Below are 19,723 nucleotides of genomic sequence, written 5' to 3'. Positions count from 1 at the left end.
GGATGTGGTTCTCTCTCGTGAATCTGAACGCAAAAAAATGGAACAGGCCGCGATCCGGAAGGGATCACTCGGCCGGGATGACCGGAACACGCGACGAAGGCGGCGTTATATTAGCAATGACGCGCTTCGGGGACAAGCCCCGCGTCGGCTCGTATTCGCCCAATCCGATGAAAAGCGGCTTGTCCTCGTCATTGCTGCCATAGACGCGCACCATCCCGGAGGAAAGGGAGTCGCCGAGCGCGGCCCGGCCGATGCGCTGACCGGCAAGGAACGCCTGGGTGCGCGCCACATCCAGTGTAACGCAAGGCAGATCGCGCACCAGGGCATCGGGCGGCAAGAGCCATTCCCGCCCGCTTTCCCCCGCTTCCTCCCATTCGGTGAGCGTCCTCGCCTCCTCGAGCGAAAACGGGCCGATCGCCAGGCGCCGCAGCCGGTCGATGTGCGCGGGCACCCCCAGCGCCGCGCCGAGGTCTTCGGCGAGGGTGCGAATGTAGGTTCCTTTGCCGACGCGGGCGTAGAGGGTGGCCGCGGCGAGTGCCTCGTCCCACTCGATGAGGCGCAGTTCGTGGATCGTCACCGGCCGGGCCGCCCGCTCGATCACTACCCCCTCGCGGGCGTAGCGGTACAAGGGCTTGCCTTCGTGCTTCAGGGCCGAGACCATGGGCGGGACCTGCTCGATGGTGCCGAGAAAACGCGGCAGCACCGCCTGCAGCGCCTCGGCGCCAAAAGAAACCGGCGCGCGCGCGATCACCTCGCCTTCGGCGTCTCCCGTACTGGTGGCCACGCCGAAGCGCACGCGCGTGAGATAGACTTTGTCGGCTTCCAGCCAGCGTTGGGCGAACTTGGTCGCCTCGCCAAAGGCGAGCAGCATGAGACCGGTCGCCATGGGATCGAGCGTACCGGTATGCCCCGCCTTCGCTGCCCCCAAGGCACGGCGCACCCGCTGCAGCGCGGCGTTCGCGGTGATGCCCTCGGGCTTATCGAGCAGCGCTACGCCGTCAAGCGCCACGGTCTTCGCCCTCGTCATCCCTTCCCGGTTCCTTGGCTACCGCCTCGTCGATCAGATGCGCCAGGCGCACGCCGCGCTCGATCGATTCGTCGTAGACGAAGGTGAGCTGCGGGATGGTGTGGATGCGCAGACGACGGCCGAGCTCGCGGCGCAGGAATCCCGCCGCGTGCTGCAACCCCTCGAGGAGCTCCGGGATGGTGGCCGGATCGGCGAGCGTGGAGACGTACACCTTGGCATGCGCGAAATCCGGACTCACCTCCACGGCGGTGATGGTGACGAAGCCCACGCGTGGATCCTTCACGTGCCGCGCGATCAGCTCGGCGAGCTCCTCGCGGATGCCCTCGGCCACCCGCGGCAGGCGCGTGCGGTTTCCTCCCTTCATGCCAGCTCCCGCGCCACTTCGCGCACTTCGAACACCTCGATCTGGTCGCCCACCTGGATGTCGTTGTAGCCTTTGACCGACAGGCCGCACTCGTAGCCGGCCTTGACCTCGCGCACGTCTTCCTTGAAGCGCTTGAGCGAATCGAGCTCGCCTTCGTGGATGACCACGTGGTCGCGCAGCACGCGCACCCTGGCGCCACGCCGGATCGTGCCCTCGAGCACGTAGCAGCCGGCCACGGTGCCGACCTTGGGCACGCGGAAGACCTGGCGCACTTCGGCCAGACCGATGATCTCTTCCTTGCGCTCGGGCGAGAGCATGCCGCTCAGGGCCGCCTTGATCTCGTCGACCGCATCGTAGATGATGTTGTAGTAACGGATGTCCACGCCGTAGCTCTCGGCGAGCTTACGCGCGCTGGCGTCGCTGCGCACGTTGAAGCCGATGATGATAGCGTTGGAAGCGCGTGCGAGGTTCACGTCGCTCTCGCTGATTCCGCCCACGGCGCCGTGGATCACCTGCACCTTGACCTCGTCGGTGGAGAGTTTTTCCAGCGACTGCTTGAGCGCTTCGAGCGAACCCTGCACGTCGGCCTTGATGATGATGGGCAGCGTCTTCACCTCGCCCTCGCTCATCTGCTCGAAGAGATTCTCCAGCTTGAGCGCCTGCTGCTTGGCAAGCTTCACCTCGCGGAACTTGCCCTGGCGATAGAGGGCGATCTCGCGCGCCTTGCGCTCGTCGGGCAGCACGACGAACTCTTCGCCCGCCTGCGGCACGTCTTCCAGCCCAAGGATCTCAACGGGCATCGACGGACCGGCCGAGTCGACCGGCTTGCCGGTTTCGTCGAGCATGGCCCGCACCCGGCCCCAGGTGGAGCCGACGAGCACGACGTCGCCCTTGCGCAGCGTGCCGCTCTGCACCAGGACGGACGCCACCGGACCGCGGCCTTTGTCCAGGCGCGCCTCCAGCACGATGCCTTTCGCCGGCCCTTCGACCGGCGCCTTGAGCTCCAGCACCTCGGCCTGCAGCAGGATGCCTTCGAGCAGCTCGTCGATCCCCTGCCCCATCTTGGCCGAGACGTTGTAGAACATGGTGTCGCCGCCGTATTCCTCGGGGATCACCCCTTCGGCCACCAGTTCCTGCCGCACCCGTTCCGGGTTGGCGTCGGGCTTGTCGATCTTGTTGACGGCCACGATGATGGGCACACCGGCGGCGCGCGCGTGATGGATCGCCTCGCGCGTCTGCGGCATCACCCCGTCGTCGGCCGCCACCACCAGCACCACGATGTCGGTGGCTTGCGCACCCCGTGCCCGCATGGCCGTGAAGGCCTCGTGGCCCGGCGTGTCGAGGAAGGTGATGGTGCCGCGCGGCGTTTCCACGTGATACGCCCCGATGTGCTGCGTGATGCCGCCCGCTTCGCCCGCCGCCACCTTGGTGCGGCGGATGTAGTCGAGCAGCGACGTTTTCCCGTGGTCGACGTGGCCCATGACGGTGACCACCGGCGGACGCGGTTTTTCTTCGTAGTGCTGCGTGCCGACTTCCTCAAGGAAGGCATCGGGCTCGTCCAGGCGGGCAGGCACGGCCTTGTGCCCCATCTCTTCGACCACGATCATGGCCGTTTCCTGGTCGATGACCTGGTTGATGGTGGCCATGATGCCCATCTTCATCATGGTTTTGATGAGATCGGTAGCCTTGACCGCCATCTTGTGCGCCAATTCGGCCACGGTGATGGTCTCGGGCACATGCACCTCGCGCACGACCGGCTCGGTCGGCGCCTGGAATTGCTGCGCGTGCGACTCGGTACCGCGGGCGGCACGCCTTCCGGCCTTGCCTCCCTTGCCGCCGCCTTTCCAGCCGGCGCTGCCGTCGTCGAGTGCCCGCACCTTGAGCCCGCCGCGCTTGCTGGGCGCGCGTTCATCGGCCTTCTTCTCGACCTTTTTCTCTTTGTCTTTCGCCTTGTGCAGGGTCGGACGTTCCTCGGTAGCCGGTTTGGTCACCGCGGGAGCGGGTGCGGCCGCTGCGGCAGCCGCCTCGGCAGCTTCTCTGGCCTTCGCCGCTTCTTCTTGCAGCTGCGCCTGGGCACGCGCCTGGCGGGCGAGCTCACGCTCGCGCTTGGCACGCAGGTCGGCCTCCTGGCGGGCGCGCAGTTCGGCCTGGCGCTTCGCTTCGGCTTCCCGGCGCGCGAGCTCTTCAGGCGACAAAATGGAGGCCGCCGGGGTCGCGGTCCGCGTGAGCTTCGTCTTGGGCGCCGAAGGAGCCAGCTGAGGCCCGGCGGCGCGGGACTCGGCGACGGCCGGCGCTTGCGCTGCGACTTCGGCCGGCGCCGCCACGGCAGACGCCTCGGTCGCGACTGGCTCGGCAACCTCTGCGGGAGTTTCCTCCGCCGAAGGCTTTTCTTCGGCGACGGATGCAGCGGCCTCGCTGGGAAGGGGTTGCGCTTCGACGGAGATCGGCGCGGTCTCGGCCTGGGGGGCGGTCTCGGCTCGCACGGCAGGAGCGGCCTCTTCGGCGACAGGAGTCGTGGCACGCGCCGCCGTTTCCACCGCCTGCGCCGCCTTCAGCGCCGCCTCGACCTTGGCCTGCTCTTCCTTCGCCTTGGCCAGCACTTCATCGCGATTGACGAGCACCCGCTTCTTGCGCACCTCGACCTGCACCGTGCGCGCCCGGCCTTGGGCGTCGGTGGCCTTCAGGGCGGTGGTTTCCTTGCGCGTAAGCGTGATCTTGCCGCCGGTGTTCTCGCCGTGCTGGCGCTTGAGAAAGGCGAGCAGCTGCGCCTTGTCCCTGGCCGTGACGGGATCCTCGGCACCATTCTTCTCCACTCCCGCCTGCCGAAACTGGTCGAGCAGGCGTTGCACGTCGAGCCTGAGCTCGTCGGCGAATTCCTTGACGTTTTTTGCTTCCATCCTACTACCCCCTTACTCGAACCAATGTGCGCGCGCCTTGGTGATCAGATCGGCGGCGCGCTCATGGTCGATGCCGGTCAATTCGGCGAGCTCGTCGGTCGCCAGTTCCGCCAGATCGTCGAGCCGAGTGATGCCCTGGCGGGCGAGCTTCACGGCCAGATCCTTGTCCATTCCCTCCAGCGCCAAGAGCGCCGGCTCCACTTTTTCGAGCGCTTCCTCGATGGCGATCGCCTCGCTGAGCAGCGCCGTGCGCGCGCGTTCGCGCAGCGCCTGCACCGTCTCCTCGTCCAGCCCCTCGATGGCCAGCATCTCGGAGAGCGGCACGTAGGCGATCTCCTCGAGCGAAGAGAAACCCTCGTCGATCAAGAGATCGGCCAGCTCCTCGTCCACGTCGAGTTTCTCCATGAAGAGCGCACGCAGAGCCTGGCGTTCTTCCTCCTGTTTCTGCTGCGACTCGGCCTGGCTCATCAGGTTGATGGTCCAGCCGGTGAGCTCGGAGGCGAGCCGCACGTTCTGCCCGCCGCGGCCGATGGCGATCGCCAGATTGGCCTCGTCGACCACCACGTCCATGGCGTGCTTTTCTTCATCGACCACGATGGAGAGCACCTCGGCCGGCTGCAGCGCGGCGATCACGTACTGCGCCGGGTCGGGCGACCAGACGATGATGTCGATCTGCTCCTGGGCGATCTCGTTTCTGACCGCCATCACGCGCGAGCCACGCATGCCCACGCAGGTGCCCACCGGATCGAGCCGCGGATCCTTGGAATGCACGGCGATCTTGGAGCGCAGGCCGGGATCGCGGGCACAGCCCTTGATCTCGATGAGCCCCTCCTCGATCTCGGGGACTTCCAGCTCGAAGAGCTTGACGACCAGCTCGGGCGAGGTGCGCGAGAGGATCAGCTGGGGCCCACGGCCGCTGCGGTCGACCCGGATGACCACCGCCTTGATGCGGTCACCGACGCGCAGCGCCTCGCGCGGGATCATCTGCTCGCGCGGCAGGAGCGCTTCCAGCCGGCCGATCTCGACGATGGCGTTGCCGCGCTCCATGCGCTTGATGGTACCGGAGACGAGCGTTTCGTTGCGCGAGAGGAATTCTTCGAGGATCTGCTCGCGCTCGGCGTCGCGGATCTTCTGCAGCACGATCTGCTTGGCCGTCTGCGCCCCGATCCGCCCGAGATCCTGCACCGGAATCTCTTCTTCGAGGTAGTCCCCCACGCGGATGTCCGGATCGAGCTCGCGCGCGTCGATGAGCCCCATCTCGCGCTCGTCGTTGGTCACCTCGGCATCGGGCAGCACCAGCCAACGCCGCCAGGCGCGATAGGTGCCGGTGGAGCGGTCGATCTCCACGCGCACGTCGGCGTCTTCATGCAGATGCTTCTTGGTGGCAGAGGCGAGCGCCGCTTCCAGGGCGGCGAAGACCACGTCCTTGGAGACGTTCTTTTCATGGGCCAGCGCATCGACCAGCAACAGCAGTTCGCGACTCATTGCTTCTTACCTCCAAAGCCATCGAATTGAGGAACGAGGCGGGCCCGATCGATCTCCGCCAGCGCGAATTCATGCTCTCCCAGCTCGCTCGCCACGCGCACCCGATCCGCTTCGATGCCCAGCAGCTCCGCTTTCAGGTTCTTGCGCCCCTGCCAGGGTTCGCGCAGCTTGAGCTGGACCTGAGAACCGACGAAACGGGCGAAATCGCGCGGTTTCTTCAGCACCCGGTCGAGCCCCGGCGAGGAGACCTCCAGCCGGTCGTAGTCGATGTCCTCGACTTCGAAGACACGCTGCAGCTGATCGCTCACCGTGGCGCAGTCGTCGACGGTGACACCGCGTTCGATGTCGATGAACACGCGCAGGATGCGCGCCCGGGGCGAGACTTCGAAATCGACGAGCTCGAACCCCATGCCTGAGACCACCTGCTCGACCAAGGCTTCCAGATCCACCATGTTTCACCCGAGAAAAAAAAATGGGCCAGAAGAGCCCATTTCCGTTTGCTTACCAACCGGAAATCCGGACAACTTAGCAAGTCTGCCCGGACGAGATGACAGAATATATCACCATCGAGGGTGTTTTTACAAGATATTCGACCGTTTGCGGCTTTTTCAACCCACCCAGCGCCTGGCATTGAGGAAGAGCTGGAACCACGGCGCCTCCTCGCCCAGGCCGGCCGGCGCCCAGGACCACTGCACGGTGCGGAAGGAGCGCTCCGGATGCGGCATGAGGATGGTGAAGCGTCCGTCGGGCGTGGTAAAGCCCGTGGAGCCTCCGGCCGAGCCGTTCGGGTTGAACGGATAGCGCTCGGTGGGCGCGCCGCGGTGATCCACGTAGCGCAGCGTCGCAATCGCCCGCTGCGCCTGCTCGGGCGAGGCGAACTCCGTGCGCCCCTCGCCGTGGCTCACGACGATGGGCAGGCGGCTGCCGGCCATGTCTGCGAAGAAGATCGAGGGACTCTCCATCACCTCCACCATCACGAAGCGCGCTTCGAACTGCTCGCTGCGGTTGCGGACGAACCTCGGCCAGTGCTCCGCCCCCGGGATGATCGGGGCGAGCTGCGCCATCATCTGGCAGCCGTTGCACACCCCTAGCGCGAAGCTGTCGTCGCGCGCAAAGAAGGCCGCGAACTGCGCCCGCAGCGCCTCGTGGTACAGGATGGCCTTGGCCCAGCCGGCTCCGGCCCCCAGCACGTCGCCGTAGGAAAACCCGCCACAGGCGGCGATCCCCTTGAATTCGTCGAGCCGGCGCCGGCCGGCGACGAGATCGGTCATCGGCACGTCCACGGCCTCGAACCCGGCCCGGGAAAACGCCGCGGCCATTTCCGCGTGGCTGTTGACCCCCTGCTCGCGCAGGATGGCCACGCGCGGGCGCACTCCGCTTGCCACCATCGGCGCCTTGCCCACCTCGAAGGTGAGGGTGCAGGAAAGGCCCGGGTCGGCCGCATCGGCCAAGGCGGCGAATTCCTCCTCGGCGCAGGATTCGTCATCGCGCAAGCGGGCGATGCGCCGGCTCACTTCGCTCCAGCGCTGCCACAGCGCCGTGCGCGGGGCGGCGTAGAGGAGCTGTCCGCCGTGCCAGATCCGCAGCTCGTCGCGATCATTGGGCGTGCCCACGAAATGATGTGCCACACCGTGCGCGCGCAGGATCTCGCGCACCTCCTCGCGCCGGTCGCGCTCGATCTGGATGAGCGCCCCCAGCTCCTCGGCAAAGAGTGCCGCGAGCACGGCGTCGTTGCGCCGCCCCAGCACGGTGTCGGCGCGCCTGGTCGAATCCACGTCCAGGCAGGCGCCGCCGATCGCCACCGTGTCGAGCTGCAGCGAAAGGCCGCAGCCCGAGGCGAACATCATCTCGGCGGCACAGGCGAGCAAGCCGCCGTCGGAGCGGTCGTGATAGGCGAGCACCAGGCCGCGCTCACGCAGCGCACGCAGCGCCCGCCAGAACCCCGCGATTGCCTCGGGGCGCACGTCGGGCGCCTGCTCGCCCACCGAGGCATACACCTGGGCGAGCGCCGAGCCTCCCAGACGGTTTTTCCCCTCGCCCAGGTCGATCAGCACCAGCTCCGTCTCGCGCACGCCCTCACGCACGAGCTCCGGCGTGAGCGTGCGGCGCACGTCCTCGACCGGGGCAAAGGCCGTGACGATGAGCGACACGGGCGAGACCACCGCGCGCTCCTCGCCGTCGGCCTCGCGCCAGGCCGTCTTCATGGAAAGCGAATCCTTGCCCACGGGAATCGCGAGCCCCGTCGCCTGGCAGAAGCGGCTCACGGCCGCGACCGTCTCGTAGAGCCGCACATCTTCGCCACGATGCCCTGCCGCCGCCATCCAGTTGGCCGAGAGCTTCACCCGCGTGAGTTCAGCCACGTCGGCCGCGGCGAGGTTGGTGATCGCCTCGCCCACCGCCATGCGCCCCGAGGCGGCCGGATCGACACAGGCAAGCGGCGTGCGCTCGCCCATGGCGAAGGCCTCGCCCGCGTATCCCGTGAAATCGGCCGAAGTGACCGCCACGTCGGCCACCGGCACCTGCCAGCGCCCCACCAGCTGGTCGCGCGCCGTCAAGCCGCCGACGGTGCGATCCCCGATCGTGATGAGGAACTTCTTGCTCGCCACCGCGGGCAGCGCCAGTACCCGTTCGATCGCCTCGTCGAGCGCGATCGGGGTGAGATCGAAGGGCGGAAGGTGGATCGCCCGGCGCGAGACGCTGCGCACCATCTTCGGCGGCTTGCCGAGCAGCGTCTCCATCTCCATGTGCACCGGATCGTTGCCGAAGAGCCGGTCGTGCACGACGAGCATGCCGTCCTCGCTCGCCTCGCCCACCACCGCGAAGGGGCAACGCTCGCGCGCGCAAATGGCGGCAAAGCGCTCGAGCTGCTGCGGCGCCACGGCGAGCACGTAGCGCTCCTGTGCCTCGTTACACCATATCTCGCGCGGGCTCATGCCCGGCTCCTCGATCGGGATCTCACGCAGCTCGATGTGCGCCCCCAGACCGGCCCCATCGACGAGCTCGGGCAGCGCGTTCGACAGGCCCCCGGCGCCCACGTCGTGGATGGAAAGGATGGGGTTGTCGATGCCGAGCTGCCAGCAGCGATCGATCACTTCCTGACAGCGGCGCTGCATCTCCGGGTTGCCCCGCTGCACCGAGGCGAAGTCGAGCTCCGCCTCGTTCGTGCCCGCGCTCACCGAAGAAGCCGCCCCTCCCCCCAGGCCGATCAGCATCCCCGGCCCGCCGAGCTGGATGAGCAGCGTGCCCGGCGCGAAGCCGACTTTCTTCGCCTGCCGCGCCTGGATCGCCCCCACCCCGCCGGCGATCATGATGGGCTTGTGGTAGCCGCGCACTTCGCCGTCGACCTCGAGCTCGAAGGTGCGGAAGTACCCCGCCAGGTTGGGACGACCGAACTCGTTGTTGAAGGCCGCCGCCCCGATCGGCCCTTCGATCATGATCTCCAGGGGCGAAGCGATGCGCCCCGGGCGCCCGTAGGCGCGCTCCCAGGGCTGCTCGAAATCGGGCAGGCACAGGTTCGAGACCGTGAAGCCGGCAAGCCCCGCCTTGGGCCTGGCGCCGCGGCCGGTGGCCCCCTCGTCGCGGATCTCGCCGCCCGCGCCCGTAGCCGCCCCCGGGAAAGGCGAGATCGCCGTGGGATGGTTGTGCGTCTCCACCTTGCCGAGGAAATGCATGCGCTCGCGGTGGGCGCGCCACACGCCGTCGGCGTCGGGATGCAGCACTTCGCACTCGCGCCCCTCGAACACCGCCGCGTTGTCGGCATAGGCCACGATGGTGCCTTCGGGGTGCGCCGCGTGCGTGTCGCGAATCCACTGGAAGAGTGACTTCTCCTGCTCCTGCCCGTCGATGATCCAGCGCGCGTTGAAGATCTTGTGCCGGCAGTGCTCGGAATTGGCCTGGGCGAACATCATGAGCTCGACGTCGGTCGGATCGCGCTGCATGTGCCGGTAGGCTTCGAGCAGATAGTCGACCTCGTCGTCGGAAAGCGCCAGACCCATGGCAGCGTTCGCCGCCTCTAGCGCTGCGCGCCCTTCACGCAAAAGCGGCACCATCTCGAGCGGTTTGGGCGGAAAATGCGCGAAGAGCCTCGCCCCCTCGGCCGGGTCGTAGACCACCGCCTCCGTCATGCGGTCGTGCAGCAGGGCCGCCACCGCCGTGCGCTGCGCCGCGGAAAGTCGCCCGAATCCTTCCAGTCGATAGACGATGCCGCGCTCCACCCGACGCACCGCAGAAAGCCCGCACTGGCGCACGATGTCGGTCGCCTTGGAAGACCACGGCGAGATGGTGCCGAAGCGCGGCAGCACCACGAGCGCGTCCGTCGGCGCCTGCGCCGGGGCCGGCTGCGCCGAGAGGAGCTCCATCAGGCGCGCCCTGGATGCCGCCTCGAGCGGCGCCTCGAGTTCGGCCCAGAACCACTGTTGCGCCGACAGCGTCGCCTCCCGGCCGATCGCCGCGGCCAACCGCCGCGCCAGACGCTGCAACCGCGGCGCCGACCAGGCGGCGCCCCCTGCGAACGAGACGATTTCGCTCATTGGATGACCGTCGACCCTTTGCGGAAAACCCCGATTATACCGCCCGCCGCACCCTTCCTTTCCGCAGCCGCATCGTCTATGATGCAGAGGAAACATTCGGGGACGGAGGAGAAAATAATGCTTTCATCGTGGAAACCCCTGCGCCGATTCCACCTCACGCCCGGTACCACGATCGACGCGCCGGACGAAGAAGCCGCACGCCAGGTCACGCTGGATTCTCCCGCAATCGAAGTGATGACCGACCTCAAACGGGTGCGCCCCGTCACCGCTAACCCCGACGAATCGCTCGTCGCGGCCGAGGAGCGCATGATCCGCCGCGGCGTGCGTCTGCTGCTGGTGCTCGACCCGGCAGGCACCCTGATGGGCATCCTCACCGCCAATGACCTTCTCGGCGAAAAACCCCTGCGTTTCGCCCACGAAAACCATCTCAAGCGCGAAGAAGTGCTGGTGCGGCACGTCATGACCCCCTTTGCGCGGGTCGACACCGTACTCTTCGACGAGGTCGTGCACGCCAAGGTCGGCAACGTCGTCACCACCCTGCAGGAATGCGGACGCCACCATCTGCTCGTGGCCGAACAGCGCGATGGCCGCGTCAGTATTCGCGGCATCTTCTCCGCAACCCAGATCGCCCGCCAACTCGGCATGGAGATCGCCATCGATCCGCGGGCCCAAACCTTCGCCGAGATCGAATCGGAGCTGCGCTAACCCCCATGGCCAGGAAAAAGATTCGTCTGCGTCAACTCTACTGGATCCTGGGTTTGACGCTGCTGGGCATCATCCTCGCACCCTCCCTGCGATTTCTGTGGCATCCCCCGCCTTCCCCGCAGACCGCCGCCCCCGAGCCGCCCCTGCCCTGGCGCGTCGCGCTCGATACGCGCGGCCGCCCCGTCGTCTTCGGCCTCACGCTGGCAGGCAATACCGTCGCCGACGCCCGCCGCCAGCTAGGGGAAGACGGGCAATGGGCGATCCTCGAGCGGAAAGGAAGCGCGCACGTGCTCGAAGCCTACTACCCCGATTTCACCGCCGGCTACATCGAAGGCAAGCTCATCCTGCGCTTCGAAGGCGAGCCCGCGCTCCTCGAACGCGAATTCGCCCGGCGGGGCAAAAAGGCGCCCACGGCGGGTGGAGCGCGCAAAGTCGAACTCAAAGATTCCGAGCTCGCACCTTTTGCCGGTCTCACGCTCACCCTCGTCACCTTCCTTCCCAAGGCAAGCCTCGACGAAGCCGTCATCCGTGAGCGCTTCGGCCCGCCGACCTACGAATGGAAAGACGAGGAAGACGGCACCCGCCACTATCTCTATCCCGAGCGCGGCATCCACGTGCTGCGCGACGAGCGCGGCCGGACCGTGATCGAATACGCCGCGCCCGAGCGCCTGCGCCGCCTCGTTCCGTCGCAGCATTGATTCCTTTTGCTGAAGCCCGTATAATCCGCGGTTTTCGGTCACTATCGCACATCGAGGAACACGCATGGTCGTCATCCGTCTCGCCCGTGGCGGCGCCAAGAAGCGCCCCTTCTACAGCCTCGTGGTCACCGACTCGCGCAACCGCCGCGACGGTCGCTTCATCGAGCGCGTCGGCTACTACAACCCGCTCGCCTCCGGCAACGAAAAAGGCCTGTCCATCGATTTCGGCCGCCTCGACTACTGGACCAGCCAGGGCGCCCAGCTCTCGCCCACCGTGCTCCGCCTCGTGAAGCAAGCACGCCAAAGCGCCGCTGCCTGAATCCCGCGTTCATGGCCATCGTCGTGCTGGGGCGCCTCGTCGCCCCGTTCGGCATCAAAGGCTGGTTCAAGCTCCACGCATACGGCGACGACCCCGCCTCCTGGGCCGAAATGCCCCGCTGGTGGGTCGCGCCCGCGCCCGACGCCCCCCTCGAATCCTGGCAGACCTTGACGCTCGCCGAGCTGCGCCAACACGGCCGCGGCCTCATCGTCAAATTCTACGAGGTCGACGATCGCAGCGCCGCCGAATCCTATCAAGGCTGGTACGTCGGCGCACCGCGCGAAGCGCTGCCCGAGCCCGAAAAAGACGAATACTACTGGGGCGATTTGATCGGTGTCGAGGTGTATACGACAGGCGGCGCGCCGCTGGGCCGCGTCGCCGAACTCATCACCACCGGCGCGAACGACGTCCTCTCGGTGCGCGACGACGTGCGCGATCGCACCCACCTCATCCCCTTCGTACGCGCCTACGTGCTCGACGTGGATCTTCCGCAGCACCGCATCACCGTCGACTGGGATCCCGACTGGTAGCCGATGCGCCGCTACGACGTCGTCACGATCTTCCCCGCCATGTTCGCTGCGCTGACCGAGCACGGCGTCACCCGTCGCGCCCGCGAGCGCGGCCTCTACGAACTCGCGCTGCACGACCCGCGCGACTTCACCCACGACCCCCACCGGCGCGTCGATGACCGCCCCTACGGCGGCGGCCCCGGCATGCTCATGCGGCCCGAACCGCTCACCGCCGCCCTGCGCCATGCCCGCGAGCAGCAACGTCGCGCCACCGGCTCTTCCGGCCCCGTCATCTACCTCTCCCCGCAAGGCAGGCGGCTCGATCACGGCGAAGTGATGCGGCTCGCCGCGCGGCCGGCCTTCATCCTGCTGTGCGGCCGCTACGAAGGCATCGACCAGCGCGTGATCGAGGCCGAAGTCGATGAGGAACTCTCCCTCGGCGACTTCGTCCTCACCGGCGGCGAGCTCGCCGCCATGGTCGTGCTCGACGCGGTGATCCGGCAACTTCCCGGCGCGCTGGGCGACGCCCAGTCGGCCGAAGCCGACTCCTACGTCGGCGGCCTGCTCGATCACCCCCACTACACGCGCCCGGAAGTCTTCGCAGGCCGGGCGGTGCCGCCCGTGCTCCTGTCGGGCGATCACGAAGCGATCGCGCGCTGGCGCCTCAAGGAGCGCCTGCGCCGCACCCGGGCGCTGCGGCCCGATCTCCTCGCCTCCCGCCCCCTTTCCGTGCTAGAATCGCGCCTGCTCGAAGAACTCGAGCAGGAAGAAAGCCGCGACGCACCAGCCTGACCGGGCTGCTCTGCGCGCCACCAGCCCCGCGAAGGGGCGTTTTTGCTACCAGGAGCTCCTGATGAACCTGATCGAACAGATCGAACGCGAAGAGATCGCCCGGCTCACCGCCGACAAATCCATCCCCGACTTCCGCGCCGGCGACACGGTCGCCGTGCAGGTCAAGGTGAAGGAAGGCAACCGCGAGCGGCTGCAGACCTTCGAAGGCGTGGTCATCGCCCGCCGCAACCGCGGCCTCAACTCCTCCTTCATCGTGCGCAAGATCTCCTCCGGCGTGGGCGTGGAGCGCACGTTCCAGCTCTACTCGCCGCTGGTAGCCTCGATCCAGGTCGTGCGCCGCGGCGACGTGCGCCGCGCCAAGCTCTACTACCTGCGCGAGCGCAGCGGCAAATCCGCCCGCATCAAGGAAAAGATCGTGCGCAAAACCCAGGAAAGCGCGGCGCAATAATCCTGCCGGCTCTTCCCCCAAGAAAAGGCCCTCGCGGGCCTTTTCTTTTTCCCGCTCCTCTCAGCGCCGCTCCACCCAATGCATCATCGCCAGCGCGAGCAGCATGAAGGCCGCTCCCGGCAGCAGCGCCGCCAGCCAGGGCGACCACCCCGCGAGCACGCCCAGGCTGCCCGAGAGCGAATTGAGCAGATGGAAGGCCACTCCCAGCAGCGTCCCCAAAAACACCTTGAAACCGATGGGCGCGCCGCGCGCATGCCCCAGGGCAAAGGGTAGCGCCAGGGTCACCATCACGAAGGCCGTAAACGGATAGACCAGTTTGCGCCCCAGCGCCAGCAGGTAGCGGTCCGCGTTCTGCCCGTTGCGCATCAAGTGCTGGCTGAAGGTAGAGAGCGCCCGGATCGTCATCCGGTACGGCTCCACCATCAGCACCGCCAGCACCTCTGGCGTGAGCTCCGTCCGCCACTCGAGCTCTGGCACCGCCTCGGCCACGATCCGCTCGGCAGTGAAACGCCGCCGCTGCACCTCCTTCAGGCGCCACGTCTCACGCGCCGCATCGAATTGCGCCGCCGCTACCCGGTCGATCGCCGTCAGCGTCTGGTCGGACCCGAAGCGGTAGATCTCGAGCTCGCGCAATTGACCGTCGCTGCTAAAGCGGCGCACGTTGATGAAATCGTTCCCCTCGCGAATCCACACCCCCGAGCGCAGATCGCCTGTGGAAATGTCGCTCTCCCCCATCGCCTGCCCGCGAAACATGCGCGCCATCTGCTCTGCCGGCGGCACCAGCCACTCCCCCACGGCAAAGATGAGCACGGCCAGCACCGCCGCCGCCCACGCGAGGATACGCCACAGACCCGTCACCGACAGGCCCGAAGCGCGCAGCACCGCCAGCTCCGAGTGCCGCGCCATCTGTGCCAGCGCCCCCAGCGCCCCTACCAAGAGCGCGATGGGCAACAGCTCGTAGAGCCGCGAAGGCAGGCGCAACACCACGTAGAACAGCGCCTCCTTCAGTCCATAGGCACCGCGCCCGATGTCCTCCAGCTGATCCACGAAATCGAAAAACAAGAACAACGCCGCGAACACGGCCGTCACCACCGCCGTCCCCCGCAGCACCTCCGTCACGATCCATCGCCTCAGCACCCTCATCCGCGTCGGCTCCTCCAGCGCATCAGGCCGATCCAGGCCAGCAAAGCCATAGCGTGCGGCAAGGCCAAACCCTCCCAGAACCCGAGCCGTCCCCGCGCGATCCACCCATAGCTCACGCTGATGAAATTGGTATAGGCCACGAAGATCAGTACCGCCAGCACGAGGGCATAGCCCTTGCTCGTGCGCGGCCCCGCCTCTCCCAAAGGCAGGGCCATCAGCACGAGCAGCACCGCGGCCAGCGGCAAACCCAGACGGCGGGCGAGCTCGGCCCGCTCCACTCGTCCCGGTGCAAGCAACAACTGCGCCAAAGGCGCCGCCTTCATTTTGAACTTCGGCACCTCGCTCGAGCTCGCGCGCAAGCGCAGCTCCTGCCAGGCGAACCGTTCCACGCGAAAGGCGAGCGGTGCATCCCCTTCATCATAGCGCCGGCCATCGCGCAGGCGCACCCACTGCGCCCCTTCTCGCTGGAAGAGCTCGGCATCGGCCGCCAGCACCACCGTCGTCCTCCCCTCGCGCTGCAAGCGGGCAAACACCTGCTGCGTTCCATCTTTTCCCGGCGTCACGAAAAACACCCGCCGCCCGTCGCCCGACTCGCGAAACACGCCCGGCGCCACGCTCTGCGTCTCGTCGCGCGCCGCAGCGCTCGCTTCCAGCTCCGCCTTCTGTCGCTCCGCCCAAGGCGACACCCACAAGGTGAGCCACAGCACTCCCGCCGCCAGGGGCAATGCAAACGCCATCAAGGGGTCATAGAAACGCCACCGCGCCATGCCGGACGCGCGCCACACCACCCACTCCGAATCGCGCGCCAGACGCTGGATGGTCAACAGCACCCCGGCAAAGCCGCCCAGCACCAGCACCATCGGCAACTGCCCGATCGTACTCAGCCCGAGAAAAGTCCACACCAAATCCGCCGGAATGTCGCCCATGGCAGCTTCTCCCACCAGCCGCACCACGAGCACGGTCAGAGCTACCGCGAGCAACCCGAAGGCCGTCATCGCCGCGTTCTGTACGATCTCGGCTAAAATGCTTCGACGAAAGATCATCGGACCGACTGTGAGGAATGAGCCCGTGGAATTTACCATAAACGTCCAACCCCCCGAAAAAATCCCTGCCACCTCCTTCGTGCTCCCCGTCTTCGCCGACGAGCCCACGCCGCTCACCAAGCGCCTCGACAAGCTCACCCAAGGCAAGCTCACGGCGCTGCTAAACGAGGAAACCGACCTCGACAAGGCTGGCAGCCTGCACACCTACACCACGCTCCCGGGGCTGGAAGCCGAACGGGTGCACGTCGTCTCGCTCGGGCCGCGCGCCAAGCTCGACCGGCGCGCCTGGATGAAGGCGGTACGCGCGGCCGCCGCGGCGCTCGCCAACGGCCCCGGCGGCACGGCGGTCGTACCGCTTGCCGAGCTCGAAGTCCCCGGAACCACGCTCGCCGAGCGCCTGCGCCGGCTCGCCACCACCCTGGAAGATGCCACCTACCGCTACGAGGCCACCAAGACCACCAACGGCAAGAAACCGCGTGGCGCCGAGCGCATCGAACTGCCGCTGTCCGCCCCACTTGCCCCCGACGAACTCGCTGCCCTCGAAGAAGGCCGCGCGATCGCCGCCGGCATGGCGCGCGCCCGCGAGCTCGGCAACCTCCCGCCCAACCTCTGCACCCCTGCCAAGCTCGCCGAAACGGCGCTCGAACTCGGCAAGGCGTACGAGCTCAAGGTCCAGGTGCTCGAGCGCGAAGACGCGGAGCGCCTCGGCATGGGTGCCTTCCTCGCCGTGGCCGCCGGCAGCAAGACTCCGCCCAAGTTCATCGTGGCCGAATACCGCGGCAGCGGCGAGAAACGCGGCAAGCGCCGCCCCATCGTCCTCATCGGCAAAGGCATCACCTTCGATTCGGGCGGCATCTGTCTCAAGCCAGCCGCCCAGATGGACGAGATGAAATTCGACATGTGCGGCGCCGCCGCCGTACTCGGCACACTAGAAGCCGTCGCCCGGCTCAAGCTCCCGCTCGACGTCGTGGCCATCGTCCCCGCCACCGAGAATCTCCCCAGCGGCACGGCCACCCGCCCGGGCGACGTCGTGCGCACGCTCGCCGGACGCACGGTGGAGATCCTCAACACCGACGCCGAAGGGCGGCTCATCCTGTGCGATGCCCTCACCTACGCCCAGCGCGAATACCGCCCCGAGTGCCTCATCGACGTCGCCACGCTCACCGGCGCCATCGTCATCGCCCTCGGCAAGGAAGCCACCGGCCTCATGAGCAACGACGAAACCCTCGCCCAAGCGCTCCTCGAAAGCGGCGAACGCGCCGCCGACCCCGCCTGGCAGCTGCCGCTGTGGGAGGAATACCAGGAAGCGCTCAAGAGCAACTTCGCCGACGTCGCCAACGTCAGCACCGACCGCGCTGCAGGCTCCATCACCGCCGCGTGTTTCCTCGCCCTCTTCGTCGAGGACGTCCCCTGGGCGCATCTCGACATCGCCGGCACCGCCTGGCGCTCCGGCGAGAAAAAAGGCGCCACCGGCCGCCCCGTGCCGCTGCTCGTCGAATTCCTCCTCGAGCGGGCCGCCGCCCGGCGCCACGCCGACTGACCCCTTCCATGGCGCACGTCCGCTTCTACTACGACGTGCCCGAGCCGCTCGCGCTCGCCTACGAGCTCGTCGCCCGCGCCTACCGCGCCGGGCAAGAAGTAGCCGTGCGCCTGGAAGACGAAGCGACGCTCGCCACCTTCGCCCATCGCCTATGGACTCAGGAATCCGGCGCTTTCCTGCCCAACGTCCCCGCCGGCTCACCGCTCGCCGGGCAGACCCCCATCGTCCTTCTCACGGCCGAAGCCCCCATCCCGCCGCGCCCCGTTCTCATCCAGCTCGCCCGCTCCCATCCCGAGTTGGATCAGAACAGCGAATGGATTTTGGAGATCGTCGGCCCGCAGGAGAACGACAAAGCCCCGGCGCGAGAACGTTTTCGCCGTTACCGCGCCGAAGGGCACGACGTCCAGGCCATCCCCCGCAAGACCCCGACCCCATGACCCAGACCAACGACCCTTCCACCTCCGCCCCGCCGCTTCCCATCGACGACTTGCCGCTCCTCACGGAAGTCGTCGATCACCCACCCGCCGAAAGCGCCTCGCACCCGCCGCCTGCCGCTACCATCGCACCCGCCGCCGAAGCCCAGCTGCGCTGGATCGAGCGGCGCCTGCCGCAGATCCTCGCCGAAGAAATGGCCCTGCTGCAGACCCGCGTCCTCACCCGTCTGCGGCTCGAGCTGGAACAAGGACCGCCGAAGTGAAGCTCGGTTTTCAGGCCGGTATTTCGACGAATTCGCCGTAGGGGATCGGCGGGCAGAAACCCTTCGATGAGATGGCGCAGCACCTTGGGCGAGGAGAAGAGGTGCTTGTAGCTGGCCTTGTGACGGGCGTTCATGTCGCCGCAAGGGGGTGGAGGGCGTCAACGAGGGGGAGGCGTTTTGTGGGGGCGTGGGAATGCGGCGTTACGGAAATAAATGAGTGTCCCCTTTCGTTGCTTGACCCGGCTGTGTGTATAGGGCCGACAGGGCATTGGGGTTGGCCTCGACGATCTTCAGCAGCGCACGGGCTGGGCCTGACGGACGAACGCGGTGTTGTTCCCAGTTCTGCAGGGTCTTGGGCTTGACCCCAATCAGGTAGGCAAAGCGGGTCTGACTCAAACCAATACGCTCGCGGATGGCCTTGACGTCAGGTTCAGGAAATTCGCGCAGCTTCGCGCCTGCGAGCGCTTCGCCACGCATGTGGCGACCCATGTCGCGAACGCTCTCCAGCAGTTCGTCAAAGTGCTTATCGTCCATGGCTTAGCTCCGTATCGATCACCTCGGCTAGGCGCCGTAGCTGGTCCTTGGTCAAGTCGGTCGTCGCATTTTTGGCGTAGGCGTAGACCAAGTAGCACAGGTCATGACCAACCCAGTGGTAGTAGATCACTCTGGCACCCCCTCTTTTCCCTCTTCCGGCCAGTGGCACGCGCAACTTACGAAGACCTCGACCGCCGGGAATCAGATCGCCAGCGGCCGGATTTTCCAGCAAGGTCACCTGCAGCTCACGTAGGTCATCGTCCGAGAAGAGCTCTCGGGCGCAGCGAATGAAGATAGGGAGTTCGATGAAGACCACGTGGTGAATTATACGCTAGAAGCGGAGTTCAGTAGAAGACGCACCACCACCACGCCGCACGCAGCGGCTTACGACGTGGTACCAGGAGGTGTCGGAGGGCGAGACGGGGGCGGCTCCGGGAGGGCTCACGCAGGCAGTGTAGGCAAGGGGGTGGGGAGCGTCAACGAGGGGGAGTGATGGGACAGGAACGAAAAAATCCCCCCGGATTCCCGAAACCTGTTTGAATCCCGTCCGGACACAAGGTACAGTAATCCCGTACTGCTGATCACTGCGCCCGCCGGGGAAACCTTGGTGGGCGTCGTGCTCTCTAGGTCCAGCTGGCAGGAATCAATAGGAACTTATGTGTCAGGTCCCGGACGATTACGTGGCACTTTTATGAAAAGTTCCGGTTTTTCTTTGTACCATCTTTTCATGGCCTCGATGGGCGGGACATGCCCCAGGGCTTTCTGGGGAATGTGGTGATTGTACAGCCAGACGTAGCGATGAATCGTTGCCTCCAGCGCTTCGCGGCTGTCGAAGCGATGGGTGGCGAGTACCTCGCTGATGCGCCCATTGAAGCGCTCGACCATGCCGTTCGTCTGCGGACGGCGAGGTTTGGTCAGCCGATGCTCGATGTCGAGCGCCTGGCACAGTTCATCGAAGGCATGTGCTCCCGTGGGGGTGCGCTCTCCCCGGGT

General features: G+C 66.9%; 20 protein-coding genes. 9 read left to right on the top strand and 11 right to left on the bottom strand.

All coding sequences use genetic code 11. From position 1 onward, the window contains the following. Positions 1-64: 64 nt before the first annotated feature. The 6 genes from truB to purL form a co-directional block, all read right to left on the bottom strand. Positions 65-1,027 (bottom strand): tRNA pseudouridine(55) synthase TruB, encoded by a 963-nt coding sequence (truB, locus tag ASC37_RS06320; protein ID WP_055423568.1) that lies wholly within the window; start codon positions 1,025-1,027, stop codon positions 65-67. Beyond that, positions 999-1,391, bottom strand: a complete 393-nt coding sequence (gene rbfA, locus ASC37_RS06315) for a 30S ribosome-binding factor RbfA (RefSeq protein ID WP_055423567.1) — start codon at positions 1,389-1,391, stop codon at positions 999-1,001. The genes truB and rbfA overlap by 29 nt, the downstream gene beginning before the upstream one ends. After that, on the bottom strand, positions 1,388-4,288 hold the full coding sequence (infB, locus tag ASC37_RS06310) for a translation initiation factor IF-2 (protein WP_055423566.1): 2,901 nt from the start codon (positions 4,286-4,288) through the stop codon (positions 1,388-1,390). Before infB ends, rbfA begins: the two co-directional genes overlap by 4 nt. Positions 4,289-4,300: 12 nt before the next feature. Next, complete coding sequence (nusA, locus tag ASC37_RS06305) at positions 4,301-5,773, bottom strand: transcription termination factor NusA (RefSeq protein WP_055423565.1); 1,473 nt, start codon at positions 5,771-5,773, stop codon at positions 4,301-4,303. Continuing rightward, positions 5,770-6,225, bottom strand: coding sequence for a ribosome maturation factor RimP (gene rimP / locus ASC37_RS06300; RefSeq protein WP_055423564.1), 456 nt, complete (start codon positions 6,223-6,225; stop codon positions 5,770-5,772). The genes nusA and rimP overlap by 4 nt, the downstream gene beginning before the upstream one ends. Before the next feature lie 156 nt (positions 6,226-6,381). Further along, entirely contained in the window at positions 6,382-10,302 is a 3,921-nt protein-coding gene (gene purL / locus ASC37_RS06295) for a phosphoribosylformylglycinamidine synthase (protein ID WP_055423563.1), read from the bottom strand. A gap of 117 nt (positions 10,303-10,419) precedes the next feature. Here purL and ASC37_RS06290 point away from each other — a divergent pair, with 117 nt between their 5' ends. The 6 genes from ASC37_RS06290 (at position 10,420) to rplS (ending at position 13,773) form a co-directional block, all read left to right on the top strand. Beyond that, entirely contained in the window at positions 10,420-11,007 is a 588-nt protein-coding gene (locus ASC37_RS06290; RefSeq protein WP_055423562.1) for a CBS domain-containing protein, read from the top strand. Positions 11,008-11,012: 5 nt separating this feature from the next. Further along, entirely contained in the window at positions 11,013-11,705 is a 693-nt protein-coding gene (locus ASC37_RS06285; protein WP_055423561.1) for a hypothetical protein, read from the top strand. 64 nt (positions 11,706-11,769) lie between these two features. Next, positions 11,770-12,024 carry a 30S ribosomal protein S16 gene (rpsP, locus tag ASC37_RS06280; RefSeq protein WP_055423560.1) on the top strand — a complete coding sequence of 85 codons (255 nt, stop codon included), beginning with the start codon at positions 11,770-11,772 and terminating at the stop codon, positions 12,022-12,024. 17 nt (positions 12,025-12,041) lie between these two features. Further along, positions 12,042-12,554, top strand: a complete 513-nt coding sequence (rimM, locus tag ASC37_RS06275) for a ribosome maturation factor RimM (protein WP_055423645.1) — start codon at positions 12,042-12,044, stop codon at positions 12,552-12,554. Between the two features lie 3 nt (positions 12,555-12,557). Further along, positions 12,558-13,325: a tRNA (guanosine(37)-N1)-methyltransferase TrmD gene (gene trmD / locus ASC37_RS06270; RefSeq protein WP_055423559.1), complete on the top strand. Its 768-nt coding sequence runs from the start codon at positions 12,558-12,560 to the stop codon at positions 13,323-13,325. 61 nt (positions 13,326-13,386) lie between these two features. Continuing rightward, entirely contained in the window at positions 13,387-13,773 is a 387-nt protein-coding gene (gene rplS, locus ASC37_RS06265) for a 50S ribosomal protein L19 (RefSeq protein ID WP_055423558.1), read from the top strand. Positions 13,774-13,833: 60 nt separating this feature from the next. Here rplS and lptG read toward each other — a convergent pair whose 3' ends face one another. After that, a complete protein-coding gene (lptG, locus tag ASC37_RS06260; protein WP_055423557.1) occupies positions 13,834-14,916 on the bottom strand; it encodes an LPS export ABC transporter permease LptG in 1,083 nt (360 codons plus the stop codon). Further along, the gene (lptF, locus tag ASC37_RS06255; protein WP_072247940.1) at positions 14,913-15,959 is read right to left on the bottom strand and encodes an LPS export ABC transporter permease LptF; all 1,047 of its coding nucleotides are present in this window, start codon (positions 15,957-15,959) and stop codon (positions 14,913-14,915) included. The genes lptG and lptF overlap by 4 nt, the downstream gene beginning before the upstream one ends. A gap of 25 nt (positions 15,960-15,984) precedes the next feature. On the opposite strand from lptF, the gene ASC37_RS06250 reads away from it, so the two are divergent. The 3 genes from ASC37_RS06250 to ASC37_RS06240 are packed head-to-tail and all read left to right on the top strand — an operon-like array spanning position 15,985 to position 18,196. Beyond that, positions 15,985-17,499: a leucyl aminopeptidase gene (locus ASC37_RS06250; RefSeq protein WP_055423555.1), complete on the top strand. Its 1,515-nt coding sequence runs from the start codon at positions 15,985-15,987 to the stop codon at positions 17,497-17,499. Positions 17,500-17,507: 8 nt separating this feature from the next. Next, positions 17,508-17,936 carry a DNA polymerase III subunit chi gene (locus ASC37_RS06245; protein WP_055423554.1) on the top strand — a complete coding sequence of 143 codons (429 nt, stop codon included), beginning with the start codon at positions 17,508-17,510 and terminating at the stop codon, positions 17,934-17,936. Further along, positions 17,933-18,196: a hypothetical protein gene (locus ASC37_RS06240; RefSeq protein WP_055423553.1), complete on the top strand. Its 264-nt coding sequence runs from the start codon at positions 17,933-17,935 to the stop codon at positions 18,194-18,196. Before ASC37_RS06245 ends, ASC37_RS06240 begins: the two co-directional genes overlap by 4 nt. 201 nt (positions 18,197-18,397) lie before the next feature. Here the strand turns inward: ASC37_RS06240 and ASC37_RS06235 are convergent, their stop codons facing one another. From ASC37_RS06235 to ASC37_RS06225, 3 genes are all read right to left on the bottom strand, one after another. After that, the gene (locus ASC37_RS06235) at positions 18,398-18,730 is read right to left on the bottom strand and encodes a helix-turn-helix domain-containing protein (RefSeq protein ID WP_055423552.1); all 333 of its coding nucleotides are present in this window, start codon (positions 18,728-18,730) and stop codon (positions 18,398-18,400) included. Next, the gene (locus tag ASC37_RS11915) at positions 18,720-19,046 is read right to left on the bottom strand and encodes a type II toxin-antitoxin system RelE/ParE family toxin (protein WP_055423551.1); all 327 of its coding nucleotides are present in this window, start codon (positions 19,044-19,046) and stop codon (positions 18,720-18,722) included. Before ASC37_RS11915 ends, ASC37_RS06235 begins: the two co-directional genes overlap by 11 nt. Before the next feature lie 338 nt (positions 19,047-19,384). Beyond that, a partial coding sequence (locus ASC37_RS06225) for an integrase core domain-containing protein (protein ID WP_141654652.1) occupies positions 19,385-19,723 on the bottom strand: 339 nt, incomplete at its 5' end.

The organism is Tepidiphilus thermophilus (assembly GCF_001418245.1).
In the GTDB taxonomy this organism is placed as follows: Bacteria; Pseudomonadota; Gammaproteobacteria; order Burkholderiales; family Rhodocyclaceae; genus Tepidiphilus; species Tepidiphilus succinatimandens.
The sequence above is the reverse complement of the archived record's forward strand: the minus strand, read 5'-3'. Positions and strand labels throughout refer to the sequence as shown.

What these genes read in the sequence shown, in the direction of transcription:
- purL (WP_055423563.1), bottom strand. Translation starts at nt 10,302, where the DNA reads ATGAGCGAAATCGTCTCGTTCGCAGGGGGCGCCGCCTGGTCGGCGCCG.
- ASC37_RS06240 (WP_055423553.1), top strand. Translation starts at nt 17,933, where the DNA reads ATGACCCAGACCAACGACCCTTCCACCTCCGCCCCGCCGCTTCCCATC.
- rimP (WP_055423564.1), bottom strand. Translation starts at nt 6,225, where the DNA reads ATGGTGGATCTGGAAGCCTTGGTCGAGCAGGTGGTCTCAGGCATGGGG.
- trmD (WP_055423559.1), top strand. Translation starts at nt 12,558, where the DNA reads ATGCGCCGCTACGACGTCGTCACGATCTTCCCCGCCATGTTCGCTGCG.
- rplS (WP_055423558.1), top strand. Translation starts at nt 13,387, where the DNA reads ATGAACCTGATCGAACAGATCGAACGCGAAGAGATCGCCCGGCTCACC.
- ASC37_RS06285 (WP_055423561.1), top strand. Translation starts at nt 11,013, where the DNA reads ATGGCCAGGAAAAAGATTCGTCTGCGTCAACTCTACTGGATCCTGGGT.
- ASC37_RS06290 (WP_055423562.1), top strand. Translation starts at nt 10,420, where the DNA reads ATGCTTTCATCGTGGAAACCCCTGCGCCGATTCCACCTCACGCCCGGT.
- ASC37_RS06245 (WP_055423554.1), top strand. Translation starts at nt 17,508, where the DNA reads ATGGCGCACGTCCGCTTCTACTACGACGTGCCCGAGCCGCTCGCGCTC.
- rbfA (WP_055423567.1), bottom strand. Translation starts at nt 1,391, where the DNA reads ATGAAGGGAGGAAACCGCACGCGCCTGCCGCGGGTGGCCGAGGGCATC.
- infB (WP_055423566.1), bottom strand. Translation starts at nt 4,288, where the DNA reads ATGGAAGCAAAAAACGTCAAGGAATTCGCCGACGAGCTCAGGCTCGAC.
- ASC37_RS06235 (WP_055423552.1), bottom strand. Translation starts at nt 18,730, where the DNA reads ATGGACGATAAGCACTTTGACGAACTGCTGGAGAGCGTTCGCGACATG.
- truB (WP_055423568.1), bottom strand. Translation starts at nt 1,027, where the DNA reads ATGACGAGGGCGAAGACCGTGGCGCTTGACGGCGTAGCGCTGCTCGAT.
- lptF (WP_072247940.1), bottom strand. Translation starts at nt 15,959, where the DNA reads ATGATCTTTCGTCGAAGCATTTTAGCCGAGATCGTACAGAACGCGGCG.
- lptG (WP_055423557.1), bottom strand. Translation starts at nt 14,916, where the DNA reads ATGAGGGTGCTGAGGCGATGGATCGTGACGGAGGTGCTGCGGGGGACG.
- rpsP (WP_055423560.1), top strand. Translation starts at nt 11,770, where the DNA reads ATGGTCGTCATCCGTCTCGCCCGTGGCGGCGCCAAGAAGCGCCCCTTC.
- nusA (WP_055423565.1), bottom strand. Translation starts at nt 5,773, where the DNA reads ATGAGTCGCGAACTGCTGTTGCTGGTCGATGCGCTGGCCCATGAAAAG.